Source organism: Christiangramia portivictoriae DSM 23547 (genome assembly GCF_000423045.1).
In the GTDB taxonomy this organism is placed as follows: Bacteria; Bacteroidota; Bacteroidia; order Flavobacteriales; family Flavobacteriaceae; genus Christiangramia; species Christiangramia portivictoriae.
Genome location: NZ_AUHF01000008.1, coordinates 13,434 through 27,123, shown reverse-complemented (window position 1 = coordinate 27,123; position 13,690 = coordinate 13,434). Strand labels below are relative to the sequence as shown.

At 40.7% G+C, this 13,690-nt stretch carries 13 protein-coding genes; 6 read left to right on the top strand and 7 right to left on the bottom strand.

The annotated features are described in order from the left end of the window. The 6 genes from ribH (at position 1) to G529_RS0106775 (ending at position 5,442) form a co-directional block, all read left to right on the top strand. Positions 1-507: a 6,7-dimethyl-8-ribityllumazine synthase gene (gene ribH / locus G529_RS0106800; RefSeq protein WP_026914827.1), complete on the top strand. Its 507-nt coding sequence runs from the start codon at positions 1-3 to the stop codon at positions 505-507. A gap of 107 nt (positions 508-614) precedes the next feature. Further along, on the top strand, positions 615-908 hold the full coding sequence (locus G529_RS0106795) for a hypothetical protein (protein WP_026914826.1): 294 nt from the start codon (positions 615-617) through the stop codon (positions 906-908). After that, entirely contained in the window at positions 909-2,762 is a 1,854-nt protein-coding gene (mutL, locus tag G529_RS0106790; protein ID WP_026914825.1) for a DNA mismatch repair endonuclease MutL, read from the top strand. Then, complete coding sequence (locus G529_RS0106785) at positions 2,762-3,505, top strand: rhomboid family intramembrane serine protease (protein ID WP_026914824.1); 744 nt, start codon at positions 2,762-2,764, stop codon at positions 3,503-3,505. The genes mutL and G529_RS0106785 overlap by 1 nt, the downstream gene beginning before the upstream one ends. Continuing rightward, a complete protein-coding gene (locus G529_RS0106780) occupies positions 3,505-4,413 on the top strand; it encodes a rhomboid family intramembrane serine protease (protein WP_026914823.1) in 909 nt (302 codons plus the stop codon). The genes G529_RS0106785 and G529_RS0106780 overlap by 1 nt, the downstream gene beginning before the upstream one ends. Continuing rightward, the gene (locus G529_RS0106775; protein ID WP_026914822.1) at positions 4,414-5,442 is read left to right on the top strand and encodes an endonuclease/exonuclease/phosphatase family protein; all 1,029 of its coding nucleotides are present in this window, start codon (positions 4,414-4,416) and stop codon (positions 5,440-5,442) included. It begins immediately after the preceding gene. On the opposite strand, the gene G529_RS0106770 is transcribed toward G529_RS0106775, so the two are convergent. The 7 genes from G529_RS0106770 to G529_RS0106740 form a co-directional block, all read right to left on the bottom strand. After that, positions 5,437-6,072, bottom strand: a complete 636-nt coding sequence (locus G529_RS0106770) for a WbqC family protein (RefSeq protein WP_026914821.1) — start codon at positions 6,070-6,072, stop codon at positions 5,437-5,439. The genes G529_RS0106775 and G529_RS0106770 overlap by 6 nt on opposite strands. 2 nt (positions 6,073-6,074) lie before the next feature. Further along, entirely contained in the window at positions 6,075-7,637 is a 1,563-nt protein-coding gene (lepB, locus tag G529_RS0106765; protein ID WP_026914820.1) for a signal peptidase I, read from the bottom strand. 49 nt (positions 7,638-7,686) lie between these two features. Next, complete coding sequence (dapB, locus tag G529_RS0106760) at positions 7,687-8,400, bottom strand: 4-hydroxy-tetrahydrodipicolinate reductase (RefSeq protein WP_026914819.1); 714 nt, start codon at positions 8,398-8,400, stop codon at positions 7,687-7,689. Next, positions 8,401-8,994, bottom strand: coding sequence for a DUF5683 domain-containing protein (locus tag G529_RS0106755; RefSeq protein ID WP_026914818.1), 594 nt, complete (start codon positions 8,992-8,994; stop codon positions 8,401-8,403). It lies immediately after the preceding gene. Beyond that, on the bottom strand, positions 8,984-9,889 hold the full coding sequence (locus tag G529_RS0106750) for a ParB/RepB/Spo0J family partition protein (RefSeq protein ID WP_026914817.1): 906 nt from the start codon (positions 9,887-9,889) through the stop codon (positions 8,984-8,986). The genes G529_RS0106755 and G529_RS0106750 overlap by 11 nt, the downstream gene beginning before the upstream one ends. A 2-nt stretch (positions 9,890-9,891) precedes the next feature. Further along, complete coding sequence (locus G529_RS0106745) at positions 9,892-10,656, bottom strand: ParA family protein (protein WP_026914816.1); 765 nt, start codon at positions 10,654-10,656, stop codon at positions 9,892-9,894. A gap of 145 nt (positions 10,657-10,801) precedes the next feature. Then, the gene (locus tag G529_RS0106740; protein ID WP_026914815.1) at positions 10,802-13,633 is read right to left on the bottom strand and encodes a M16 family metallopeptidase; all 2,832 of its coding nucleotides are present in this window, start codon (positions 13,631-13,633) and stop codon (positions 10,802-10,804) included. Positions 13,634-13,690: the final 57 nt, after the last annotated feature.

Genomic DNA, 13,690 nt, shown 5'->3' with positions numbered 1-13,690 from the left:
ATGGCTACAAAAGGTAATAACCTTTCAGAGTACGATAAAGATACGATCCCAAACGCGAAAGACTTTCGGTTTGGGATCGTTGTTTCTGAATGGAATGAGGAGATAACAGAAGGCCTGTTTCAGGGTGCGTTTGACGCATGGATAGAGAATGGGGTGCAGAAGGAGAATATCGTTAGGTGGAATGTTCCAGGAAGCTTTGAACTTATTTACGGCTGCAAAAAGATGCAGGAAAGTTTCGAAATGCTGGACGCGATCGTCGCCGTTGGAAATGTGATCCAGGGAGAAACCAAGCACTTTGACTTTGTCTGCGAAGGAGTAACCCAGGGCATCAAGGATCTGAATGTACAGACCGATATTCCGGTTATATTCTGTGTTCTTACCGATAATAATATTGAGCAGTCCCGCGCCAGAAGTGGTGGGGAACATGGGAACAAAGGAACAGAAGCCGCCATTGCTGCTATAAAGATGGCTCAGCTTAGAAAGGATGCTAAATTCTATAAGGGATAAGCAGGGATTTTTAAAACGGCATTGTCTTTGTATTCTTATTAATAGATGAAGGCTTCGGAATTCTGAAGCATTTTGAGTAAATTTGGAACAGCAAACAATCTACAGTTTTGAAAATCAATTTAGGCAAGATCAGGAAAAATACGAGGTATAACTACACCCCGCGTTACTATAAGGGGAAGGATACCGGTAACATTTATGATTTTGACTCCAAATTCAATAAATACAGGGAGGCTACCAATGCGATAGATTTTGGCTCACACTGGGCTGAGGCTCGTCAGGCAAGTCGTACGCGAGGCAACAGGAGTATTAATCGTCGTGTGGTCTATATTATTCTTATACTGGTCTTTATCTGTCTGTGGATTTTAGATTTTGATTTGTCCATTTTCTCGAATCCACGATAAATGAATAATATTATTCAACTCTTGCCCGATCATGTCGCAAACCAGATCGCTGCAGGTGAGGTGGTTCAACGACCGGCTTCAGTAATCAAGGAACTTCTCGAAAACAGTATAGATGCTTATGCAGCTCGAATCCAGGTGGTCATCAAAGATGCTGGTAAAACTTTGATCCAGGTCATTGATGACGGTGCGGGAATGAGTATTACCGATGCACGTATGAGTTTTGAACGTCATGCAACCTCCAAAATTAAAATTGCCGATGATCTTTTTGCCTTGAGAACCAAAGGTTTTCGCGGTGAAGCTCTTGCGTCCATTGCTGCAATCGCGCATGTAGAATTAAAAACCAGGACAGAAAACGAAGAGATTGGCACCTGTATCAAGATAGAAGGAAGTAAGATTTCCTCTCAGGAAGCTTGTGTGACTCCCAAAGGAACCTGTATAAGCGTTAAAAATCTTTTCTATAACATTCCTGCTAGAAGAAACTTTCTAAAGTCTGATAATGTCGAAACCCGGCATATCATTGACGAATTTCAACGTGTGGCCCTGGCTCACCCGGATATAGGTTTTTCGCTTATGCATAACGGGAATGAACTCTTTCAATTACCTGCCGCAAATTACCGCCAGCGAATTACGAATATTCTAGGAGGGAAAACTAATGAGAAATTAGTTCCTGTTGAAGAAGATACGGGAATCGTCAGGATTTCGGGATTTGTAGGAAAGCCGGAATTTGCCAAGAAAAGCAGGGGAGAACAGTTCTTCTTTGTAAACAATCGTTTTATAAAGAGTCCCTATCTAAACCACGCGGTGGTTGCCTCTTTTGAAGGGCTTTTGAAAGAGAAAAGCTATCCCAGCTATTTCCTTTACCTCGATGTTGATCCTAAAACTATTGATATTAACATTCATCCTACTAAAACAGAGATAAAGTTTGATGATGAACATGCTTTATATGCTATTCTGAAAAGTGCGATCAAACATGCACTGGGACAGTTCAATGTAGCGCCTATTTTAGACTTTGACCGGGATGCCGAATTGGATACGCCTTATAATTACCAGTCCAAACAGGCTAGTGCGCCTCAAATTGAAGTAGATAGAAATTTTAACCCGTTTCAGTCTGAAAACGCTGCCAGGTCTTATAATCCACAAAATACTGGGTATAGAAAAGAAAAACCTGCAGAATGGGATAGTCTTTATACCGGACTGGATGCTGAACCTTCTACGGAAGTAGATGTTCGTCAAATAGAATTTGAGAGTGAGGAAGTAACGGGCAACCTTTTTGCCGGGAAAGAAGATGAAATAGAAAAATCTACTTTTCAGCTGCATAAAAAATATATTATTTCCACGCTAAAAAGCGGTATTCTGGTAATCGATCAGCATCGTGCGCATACTCGCATCCTTTACGAGGAATTACTAAAGAATATTACCGTTTCTGCAGCTGTTAGTCAGCAATTATTATTTCCTTTGAAACTTCAGTTCAATCACCATGAAATGGAAATGCTTCAGGAGATCAGGGAATCTTTGGAACAGACAGGGTTTATTTTTTCTTCCTTCAGCAAAGATGAAGTAGAGATTTCTGGTATTCCAACCATGATATCTGAAAGTGAGGTAGAGATTTTACTGGAACAGCTAATTGCCGATTTTGAAAAAGATGTCCCCGATAATGGATTTTCTCAAACAGATCTTTTATCCAAATCTCTGGCGAATTCCATGGCGGTTAGATCTGGAACCATGCTGAATACAGCGGAGCAACAACATATAGTCAACCGACTTTTTGCCTGTAAGGAACCGGCACTAAGTCCTTCAAACAGAACCATTTTCACTACATTGTCTATAGAGGAACTGGACAAAAAATTTGCCTGATGGGAAGAATTACAGAAACGGTAAAGGTTTTATTGATCATCAACGTCATATTTTTCATTGGGAGCCAATTATTAGGTGACGTAGCCTACGATTATTTCGCACTTTGGTTCGTCAAGAACCCGAACTTCCAGGTTTGGCAGGTGATCACGCATATGTTCATGCATGGTGGCTTTACCCATATTCTTTTTAATATGTACGCATTGTGGGCTTTTGGTGGTCCCATTGAACAAATGCTGGGGCAGAAACGATTTTTATTCTTTTACTTCACGGCAGGGATAGGAGCAGCCCTGCTGCATACTCTGGTAAATTTTTACGGCTACCAGTCTGGAGTTCAGGATTTGCTGGATGCCGGGATGAACATGACCCAGGTGGACAACTTCTTCCTTACCGGTGAGTATCCAAAGGCAATTCTGGAAACGGTACCCATGGATACCTTGCAGAGTGCTTATGAAGCCTTTACAACACCTGCTGTAGGAGCTTCTGGTGCAATATATGGTATTCTTGTAGCGTTTGGAATGATGTTTCCTAATGTGGAATTATTCCTGTTATTCGTGCCTGTACCCATCAAAGCGAAATATTTTATACCTGCTATCATCTTACTGGACCTGTTCTCGGGAGTGACTGGCTACTCGTTATTTGGTGGTTCGATCGCACATTTTGCTCATGTGGGTGGAGCACTATTTGGCTTCCTGATGATGTATTACTGGAAAAAGAATCAGTTTAACGACAATCGCTGGTATTAATGAGTGCAGCAGATAAAATAAGGTTTAAGATGCAAACCGCTACGGTGGTGGAGAAACTCATTGCAGTAAATGTACTGGCTTTCCTTGTTTTCTATCTATTTAGAACCATAGCCTATTTATTTAATATTCCTTCAGATTTTCTACTCGAATGGTTGGTATTTCCGAAGGAACCGCTGGAATATATAATGAAACCATGGTCTATCATCACCTACGGTTTTTTGCACAGTGGCATCTGGCATATCGCGTCCAATATGCTTATCCTGTATTTCTCCGGAATGTATTTTCTGAATTATTTTTCAGCTAAAAGATTACTGAATTATTATTTCCTTGGTATCATCATAGGTGCTCTGGTGTATATGCTCAGCTATAACCTGTTCCCGGCTTTTCAGGGGACCGGCAACTCATATTTGATAGGAGCTTCTGCAGGGGTAATGGCGGTACTCGTAGGAATAGCTACACATGTCCCGAATATGAGGGTAAGATTGATGCTGATTGGAAGTGTGAAATTCTGGTATATCGCTGCTTTTTTAGTTGCATTAGATGTAATTCAGATTCCAATGGGGAACGCAGGCGGGCATTTTGCACATCTTGGAGGCGCAGCATTGGGGTATATTTATACGAAACAACTGCAAAAGGGAAACGATATTGGAAAATGGTTCGAGGATATGATGGATAGCCTTGTAGCGCTTTTTAAGCCAGGCGAACGCAAGCCTAAGATGAAAACAGTTCACCGCAATAAGACCCAAACCACAAAGAAAAAGCAAACAAAACCAAGGTCTGCTTCCAATTCCAAAAACGAGAAGCAACAGAAAGTTGATGCGATCCTGGATAAAATAAGTAAAAGCGGATACGAAAGTTTATCAAAAGCAGAGAAGGATTATTTATTTCAGGCTGGTAAAGAAGACTAGATGAAGCACCTGAATCTATTTGACAAGCTGGTCTTTGTACTTAATTCGCTTGCCGCCACAGCCTTATTATTCTCCTATCTGCTGCCACATGTTCCTCCAAAAACTTTTCCACTACTTTCGGTGCTTAGTCTTGGAGTTCCTGTACTAATTATTCTTAACGCGCTTTTTCTTGTATACTGGTTATTCCGGCTTAAAAAACAGCTACTGCTTCCTCTAATCGTACTTTTGCTGGGTTATAACTATATCGCTGTTTTTGTAAACTTCGGAAATGAGCATGAAGAAGAACTGGAAGCAGATCTCAGTTTGATGAGTTACAACGTTCGCATGTTCAATGCTTATAAATGGACTAACAGAACCGATATTCCTGAAAAGATCACCGCTTTCGTAAAGGAAAAGAAACCTGACATCCTTAGTATACAGGAGCATTATGTGGGAGCTGCTGAATTATCCAAACTCTATCCTTATAAGTTTGTAAAACTGAAGGGTAAGAATTCAGAATTTGGATCGGCAATTTTTTCCCGGTTTCCCATTGTCAAAGAACATTCTGTCGACTTCCCTCATGATGGGAACAACAATGCTATTTATGCAGATGTGCTTGTGAATGGAGATACCCTACGCGTATTTAACGTGCATTTTCAGTCTCTGAATATCAAGCCGGGTATCAATGACCTGAAGAACGAAGATTCTAAAAAACTACTCGGGAGAATTGGCTACGGTTTCTCTCTGCAACAGGAACAGGCAGAAATGATGATGAGAGAAGTAGACAAATCTCCGCACAAAACCGTGATTATGGGCGACTTTAATAACACCAGCTTCTCGTATATCTATGAACTGGTGGGTCAGGACGGTCGCTTTAAAGATGCTTTTCTAGCTGCCGGAACAGGCTTTGGCAAAAGTTTTAAACTTAATTATTTTCCCCTTCGTATCGATTTTCTGATGATTGAAAAGCAAATGGAAATACTTCAATTTGAAAGATTTGAAGTTGATTTCTCAGATCATTTCCCGATCTCCACGTCAATCAAATTATAAGTTTTGTTCCTGCAGGTAAGCTAATGAAGCTGGTCCTTCATTAAAGATAAGATCGAGAACACAAAGATTATTGATAAAACCCTTCTTGTCTTCAAAAACCTGTGGGTAACGATGACTCATGAATCCGGCATCAGACTTTGCATTAACGAGCGCTCTGTGATCTCTCATCCCTTCAGGATGCAGTACATAATCAGCAGTTTGATCGAACGACCACTCCACCTGTAGAGCATCGGCAACAAATTCCATACATCGATAATTAAAATCAAGCAGGTATTTGAAGGTATTGTCGTAAAGCGGCTGCAACTCATCTTCATAAAATTCGAAGAAAGGAGAGGTCTGGTATGAAGCTTTGAACGCACGCCAATGCTGTAACTGCCAGGGAAATGCGTTTTCTATCTGTATGTCCCGGTATTTTTGCCTGGTGCTTTTAGGAAGACCCAGAGCAGCGCTATGCTTAATTGGAATATTCAGCGTAAGTTTTCCATTCGCATCATAGATATACATACGATTGCGATAGGTTTGTTTTTGGTAATTGTCTTCAGATTCAAATACGACTGCTTCGGCTTTGGTAAATGCAACCCACTGGCTTACAGGTCCAAAATAAGAAGGATGTAATAAAACCGGATCCATGGCTATGCTTCTCTACGTTGTTTAAAAAATTTCCAACCAAAGAAAACAACCAGTGCGATCAGGAAATATGGTAAAAATGAAGTTGGGTCTCCATCGCCTTTTACTGTTGTAAAAACACGTTCCCAGCGTATTTTATCAAAGCCGCTGGCATTGGAATCCCAACTTAACCAGATAAAAACAGGCTTTCCTACCACATGATTTTCTGGGACGTAACCCCAGGTTCTGCTATCTTCAGAATTATTTCTGTTATCACCCATCATCCAGTAATAATTCTGGTGAAAAGTATATTCAGAGATCGGGTTTCCATTTAACAATACTTCAGTCCCATTAAGACTCAGTTTATTATTCAAGCCATATTCAGAACCTTCATAAGTTTCGATGATCTCCCTGTAAAATGGCATACTTTCAGGAGTGATGTCTACAGTCACACCTTTCTTCGGAATATAAATGGGTCCAAAATTATCGTTGTTCCAGCGTGCGCGGTCACTAGGGAAGAGCCTGCTGCTTTTAGACAGCGTATCTGCTGCTCTCTGGATGCTGGCCACATTGGGATGATTCTTCAGTCTTTCAAAAGTCTCTTCAGTAATAGCCACAAAAGTAAATTCATTTGTCGCCGGATTATATCCAAAACCATCTGTAATGTCATAAACTTTGTACAGGGTTTGAGGATTGAATGGCTGGCCTTTGGTCACACCCGTATAAGTAAATTGCGGCTTTGCTCTATCAGGGAGTTGTAGTCTTTCACCGTTGATATAAACCAATCCATTCTGTACCGAAAGCGAATCTCCGGGAACTCCCACCGCACGTTTTACATAATTAGATTTTTTATCGATAGGTTTTTCGTAATACTTTCCATCTCCATATTGCTGAAAAGCATTTACGGTATCTACGGGCCAGTTAAATACAACAATATCATTACGTTCAATATCTTCAAAACCGGGAAACCTAAGATATGGGATCTGAGGATCGTTTAAGTATGACTTTTTGTTTACAACCGGGATGGTATCGTGCACCATTGGAAATGCCACGGCGGTTTTAGGAATTCTTGCACCATAATGAAATTTGCTTACCAGTAGAAAATCGCCTACGAGCAGGGTCTTTTCCAGGGAAGAGGTAGGAATGGTGAATGGCTGCATGAAGTACGTGTGCACGATCGTCGCAGCGATAACAGCAAAAAGAATGGAACTTATCCATTCACCAACTTCGGTTCGTGGTTTCAGGTCTCTATCAACGATATAAGGATCATTGGTAGCGTAATTTATGTAATAGATGTAGAAACCTAAAGTTAGAATGACCGCAAAGGTTTCGGTTGTAGAATTTCTGCCAAAGCTTCGAATGGTTTCTACCCAGGTCACCGGGATGATGATCAGGTTTACGATGGGAATAAAGAAAAGAATCACCCACCATTTTGGCCGGTTGATGATCTGCATTAGAACGATCGCATTATAGACCGGAATCGCAGCTTCCCAGGCTTTTCTACCTGCTCGCTGATATAGTTTCCAGGTTCCTAAAAAATGAACCACCTGTATGATCAGGAAAAAAATGAACCATTCGGTAAATGTCATATTGAATTCTTTTACTGGTTAGGCTGAAAACGCCCGCAATTGTTACAAATTAGTTCTTAAAAAGATCTGCAAGCACATCTTTCATGCTATAAATACCTGTTTTATTCTGAAGATATTCTGCAGCGACCACGGCTCCAAGGGCAAACCCCTGCCTGCTTTTAGCGGTATGTTTGATCTCAATGGTATCGATCTCAGAATCGTAGCTTACCACGTGTGTTCCTGGAACATCTTCAATTCGTTTAGCATGGATCGGGATCTTATATTTATTTGCCGAGTCCAGTTGCCAGCCTTTCAATTCCCTATTTTCATGAAGAATCTGTTCAGCAAGACTAATGGCCGTACCGCTGGGAGCGTCCAGTTTTTTGGTATGATGAATTTCTTCGATCTCTACAGAATAATCTTGCAGTCCCTGCATCATGCCGGCTAATTTTCGGTTCAACTCGAAAAACACGTTCACTCCGAGACTAAAATTGGAAGCATATATAAATGCTGAATTTTCTTCGGAACAGATTTTAGTGGCTTTTTTATAATCCTCAAGCCAGCCGGTAGTACCGCTTACCACAGGAACACCCGCTCTAAAACAAGTCGTAATATTCTGAAATGCTGCATCGGGTATGCTGAAATCTATGGCGACATCAGCCTTTTTAAGATCATGATTTTCAATGTCATCGCTTACCTTCAGTACGATCTCGTGACCTCTGTTTTGTGCGATTTCTTCAATGGTCTTACCCATTCTTCCGTAGCCTAAAAGAGCGATTTTCATTTAAAAATTAAAGTTTAGAGTAAGTCCGTAATTTGTTTTTCCGGTAAGTGAATTGAAATCGAGATTTGGTTGCAAGGTCAGGTCTTCATCCACGTTGAACTGCCGTAAATGAGCCTCGACATTGGCATCGATAATGTTTAGAATATAAACACCTACCGTCACCAGTAATGAGATCTCCTTGTTTTTCTGATAGAATTCCTGTGCGCTAATAAGTCTTTCTGTACTCACAAGAACCCGGTCACCTTTGCCGTTGAACTCATCTTCCCTGCCTGCGATGCGGTTCTTATAGGCATCACGAAATCTATTGTATTCTTTATCGTTATCCAGGTAGAAGTAAATTCCTGTAGCCAGACCTCCGTAAGCAATAGGAATTTTCCAGTAGCTCCCGTTATATGCCTGTCCTAACCCGGGAAGTATAGCCGAGTAGAATGCAGCTTTTGCCGGGGCAAGCGCGTTGTATGGTTCGTAGTCCTTCTCTACAACTTCGGTTTGAACACCTTTCTTCGCCTGGATGCTTAGGGAGTCGGTTTGCGCCTGCACTCCTGAAAAAAAGAACAGTACCAGAAATAAACTAAGTAGTGATCTATTCTTCACTTTTAATAAGGTTTTTGATACGCTCAAAATCTTCTTCCGAAGAGAACGGAATGGTAAGTTTTCCACTTCCTTTTTTGGTCACTTTCACATCCACCTTGGTTCCCAGGTATTCTGAAAATTCCTTAATCCCTTTTTTATAGGTTTTTGGAACGCTGGTCTTTGCAGTTGCATTTCCTGAAGTCTTGCCCTTGCCGTTAAGCTCACGAACCAATTGCTCGGTTTCCCGAACCGATAATGATTTTTGAAGGATCTTCTCATAGATGTCAAGCTGTTGCTGGGTGTCATCTATATTGATAAGCGCACGGCCATGGCCCATACTAAGAAAACCATCTCTCATCCCGGTCTGGATGATAGGGTCCAGTTTTAATAGCCTGAGATAATTGGCAACCGTAGACCTGTTTTTTCCAATTCGGTCACTCAGTTGTTCCTGGGTTAACTGAATCTCATCGATCAATCTCTGGTAAGAAATGGCGATTTCGATAGGATCAAGATCCTGTCTCTGGATGTTCTCTACCAGCGCCATTTCCAGGGATTCCTGGTCGTTTGCGATTCGAATATAGGAAGGAATGGTTTGAAGGCCTACCAGTTTTGAAGCTCTGAATCTTCTCTCTCCAGAAACCAGCTGGTACTTGTCAAACTCCAGTTTTCTCACGGTAATAGGCTGGATGACTCCAAGTTCCCGTATGGACGTGGCAAGTTCCTTAAGTGATTCTTCATTAAAGCTGGTTCTTGGCTGAAATGGGTTTACTTCAATAGAAGAAAGTTCCAGTTCAACAATATGCCCAACAAGTTTATCGGCATTTTTATCTTCAGCAGATTTTATATCGTTATCAGGATCCTTGAGCAAGGCTGAAAGTCCTCTTCCCAATGCCTGTTTTCTGGTAGCCTTAGCCATTCTTAGTCGTTTTTCTTAATTATTTCGTGGGCCAGGCTTAGGTAGTTGCTGGCTCCTTTACTGGAAGCATCATAATTAATGATACTTTCTCCATAACTGGGTGCTTCACTTAAACGAACATTTCGTTGAATGATTGTTTCAAATACCATCTCATCAAAATGTTTTTTAACCTCATCTACCACCTGGTTGGATAAACGCAATCTTGAATCATACATGGTTAATAGCAAACCTTCAATATCGAGCTTGTTATTATGTAATTTCTGAACGCTTTTGATGGTATTTAATAGTTTACCAAGACCTTCCAGCGCAAAATATTCACATTGAATAGGAATGATCACAGAATCTGAAGCAGTGAGCGCGTTTAAAGTAAGCAATCCCAGGGAAGGAGCACAATCAATGAGGATATAATCATACAATTCCTTCAAAGGAGTAATGGCACGTTTTAACATGCTTTCCCTGTTCTCCTGGTCTACCAGTTCTATTTCTATAGCTACTAGATCTATATGAGCAGGAATAATATCCAGATTTGGAGAATTGGTTTTTTGAATGGCATCTTCTGCTTTTACCGAGTGCTCCAATAGTTGATAAGTTCCGTTTTCCACTTCTTCAACATCTATCCCCAATCCCGAAGTGGCATTGGCCTGTGGATCGGCATCAATCAATAAGATCTTTTTCTCTAAAACCCCAAGTGAAGCTGCAAGGTTTACAGATGTTGTGGTTTTACCCACTCCTCCCTTTTGGTTGGCAATAGCAATGATTTTACCCATTAATTCAGTATGATTTTTGAGAGGTAAAAATACAATTTATTATAGGTTTAGAAAATGTATTTGTTAACAGCTTCTGAAGATTGCTTAAAATAAAAAACCGCCGCCAGATTGATTCCAGCGGCGGTTCTTTCAGTAACAAAAATGTTTATTCCGCTGAAGTTTCTTCAGTTTCTGGCATTAATATACCTAAGAGGTAGTTAGAGCCCAGGAATTCTTCGGCTAATTCCTGAAGCTCTTCGGCTTCAAGATCATCAACCATTTCGTTAAATTCACCAATCTCACTTAGTTTAAAACCTTCTTCTTCAGCTTTTCTAAGCTGCTGCATCCAGAACCGGTTTTCCTGCAGTTGCTCCTTGCGCTGTACCTTAAAGGTTTCTTTCACTTTCGCAAGATCTTCTTCCGTAGGACCATCTGTTCTAAGCTTTTCAACTTCAGCAAGCGCAGCCTTCGTAAGCTTGTCTACATTCTCAGGTCCACATGGGAAGGAGATCGAGAAATTGTAGCTGTCATAAGGAATTTGAGACATGTTTCCACGAGCTCCAACTCCGTAAACACCACCTTCTTCCTCACGCAGTTGTTCTACCAATTTAATGGTAAGAACTTCTCCAAGTGCTGAAAATGCAAGATCTGCTTCTTTATCATATTCAGTTTCACCATTCCAGATAATACTCACCTGGCTTTTAGGATCGGAGCCTTTGTATACGGTTTTGGTACGCTGCTCATCTGTATTTTCTCTAAATACCGGGGCTTTATACTCTTCTTCTGAATTAGAAGCGGGCAGACTTGCGATATACGTGCTGGCATATTCCTTCAATTGAGCTTCATCTACATTTCCAACAAAGAAAAATGTAAAATCTGAAGCATCAGCAAAACGTTCCTGGTATTTCTGGTAAGCAAGATCGTAATCCATCTCGTCAAACTTTTCTGGAGTAGGGAAACCTACATACCTTGGGTTTCCTTCATTTCTGAATTTTCCCAACTCATTCTGAAAATAGAAATTAGGATTGGACATCAGGTTACCAAGAAAATTCTTTTGCTTGGTCACGAAAGACTGGTACGCCTCTTCATCTTTATTAAGATCTGTAAAATACAAATGGATCATCTGCATGAGAGTCTCGAAATCCTTTGGAGTGGAAGAACCATTCAATCCTTCAGAATAAGTTGATATCTGCGGATTTACATTCACGATCTTACCGCTCATCAATTTATTCATGTCATTCTTGTTCAAACCTCCCACACCTGCTTCGTTAAGCCCGGCATTGGCATAAACTGTAGACATAAATTCATCATCTGAATATAATGAGCTTCCTCCTTTGCTATATGCAGAAAACAGGATTTCATCATTTTTAAAATCTGTCTTCTTCAACATCACTTTGGCTCCGTTGGAAAGGATCATGGTGGTAATTCCCAGTTCTTTATTTACGCTGGATTCTTTTATAGAACCTTTTGTGGGCATTTCAGTAATTAGATTTTCACGAACCTCTTCATCTGCATATTCTTCGATCTCTGAGTTCTTAACTTCATCAAGTACAGCAAGCACCTGGTCTTCAGATATCTTTTTGATTGATTCTTTTTCTGGTCCTGTAAAAACGATCACTCTGTTCTCATCATGCAGGAAGTTGTTGATCAATCCATTAATATTTTCCAGTTTGATATCATCAAGGTTGTTCTTGGCAAATTCGTAGGTCCATTCTGTTCCAGGAATTGGTGAATCTTCCAGGAAGTGACTTACATACTGTCCAATGATTCTATTGCTTTCCTGCTTGTCTCTGTCCTTATAAGATTTTTCGAGTCTGGCCAGGTATTCTTTCTTGGCTCTTTCAAATTCAGCTTCACTAAATCCATATCTTTTAACTCGCTCATTTTCTGTAACCAGCGCTTTTAGAGCATCCATTTGTGAATTTTCCCCAGCCATTGCGAAAGACTGGTAAGCGTTTTTCTTTGGAGAATAAGTTCCGCCGTAATAAGAGAAACCATAAGTAAACGGAGGAGTAGAGGAGTTGGCAAGTTCCTGAAGCCTGTTATTGATCATGGAGGAAAACATGTTTTTCTCCAATTGTTTCTTATAATCTGCTATAGTTACTACATTTTCTGCTTCATCCATATCCTTATAATAGATACGAATCTGGCTGAAGTTAGCTTCAGGGTCTGATGCAATCGCTACAAAAGTTGAATCATGGTTGGGTACACCATATTCTTTTCGTTCTACCGGGTTTTCTCTGGCCTCAAGATTTGAGAAATGAGATTTGATCTTTTGTTCTATAGTCTCTACATCAAGATCCCCAACCGCAATCACAGCCATAAGCCCAGGGCGATACCAGTCATTATAGTAGTTTCGAATAGTTTCGTAATCTGCATTTTCGATGACATCTTTCTTACCAATTGGGAGTCTTTCAGCATATCTCGAATTGTACATCACCTTCGGAAGGTATTCCTGCATCATTCTCTTGTCTGGCCCAAGTCCAAGTCTGTATTCTTCCAGGACTACTCCGCGTTCGCCATCGATAGCTTCTTCAGTAAGAAGAGCATTATGCGCCCAGTCTTCAAGAATGGTGAATCCTTTTTCAAGTTTTTCAGGATCATCACTAGGGATTGGCAGGATGTATACGGTTTCATCAAAGCTGGTGTAAGCATTAAGATCTGCTCCAAATTTTACTCCAATACTTTGCAGGTAATCCACCAGTTCATTTTTTTCAAAATTCTTGGTCCCGTTAAAGTTCATGTGTTCGATAAAATGAGCAAGCCCTTGCTGATCATCGTTTTCCAGAATAGAACCTGCTTTGAGCGCAAGGCGTAACTCCAATTTGTCTTCTGGCTTCCCATTGTTGCGAATGTAATAGGTGAGGCCATTGTCCAGTTTCCCGATTTTCACGTCTGGATCCATCGGGATCTCATCGGTATCGCTTGTTTGGGCGATTCCAATTCCAGTAAATACCAGAAACAGCAGCCAGAGGTTGCCTGTTAGGTTTTTTTTCATAATAAATTTAAATAGGTGTTAATTAATCGCTTACAAGATACTATTTCCAATGAATAA

What these genes read in the sequence shown, in the direction of transcription:
- G529_RS0106775 (WP_026914822.1), top strand. Translation starts at nt 4,414, where the DNA reads ATGAAGCACCTGAATCTATTTGACAAGCTGGTCTTTGTACTTAATTCG.
- lepB (WP_026914820.1), bottom strand. Translation starts at nt 7,637, where the DNA reads ATGACATTTACCGAATGGTTCATTTTTTTCCTGATCATACAGGTGGTT.
- G529_RS0106780 (WP_026914823.1), top strand. Translation starts at nt 3,505, where the DNA reads ATGAGTGCAGCAGATAAAATAAGGTTTAAGATGCAAACCGCTACGGTG.
- G529_RS0106785 (WP_026914824.1), top strand. Translation starts at nt 2,762, where the DNA reads ATGGGAAGAATTACAGAAACGGTAAAGGTTTTATTGATCATCAACGTC.
- G529_RS0106770 (WP_026914821.1), bottom strand. Translation starts at nt 6,072, where the DNA reads ATGGATCCGGTTTTATTACATCCTTCTTATTTTGGACCTGTAAGCCAG.
- ribH (WP_026914827.1), top strand. Translation starts at nt 1, where the DNA reads ATGGCTACAAAAGGTAATAACCTTTCAGAGTACGATAAAGATACGATC.
- G529_RS0106750 (WP_026914817.1), bottom strand. Translation starts at nt 9,889, where the DNA reads ATGGCTAAGGCTACCAGAAAACAGGCATTGGGAAGAGGACTTTCAGCC.
- dapB (WP_026914819.1), bottom strand. Translation starts at nt 8,400, where the DNA reads ATGAAAATCGCTCTTTTAGGCTACGGAAGAATGGGTAAGACCATTGAA.
- G529_RS0106740 (WP_026914815.1), bottom strand. Translation starts at nt 13,633, where the DNA reads ATGAAAAAAAACCTAACAGGCAACCTCTGGCTGCTGTTTCTGGTATTT.
- mutL (WP_026914825.1), top strand. Translation starts at nt 909, where the DNA reads ATGAATAATATTATTCAACTCTTGCCCGATCATGTCGCAAACCAGATC.
- G529_RS0106745 (WP_026914816.1), bottom strand. Translation starts at nt 10,656, where the DNA reads ATGGGTAAAATCATTGCTATTGCCAACCAAAAGGGAGGAGTGGGTAAA.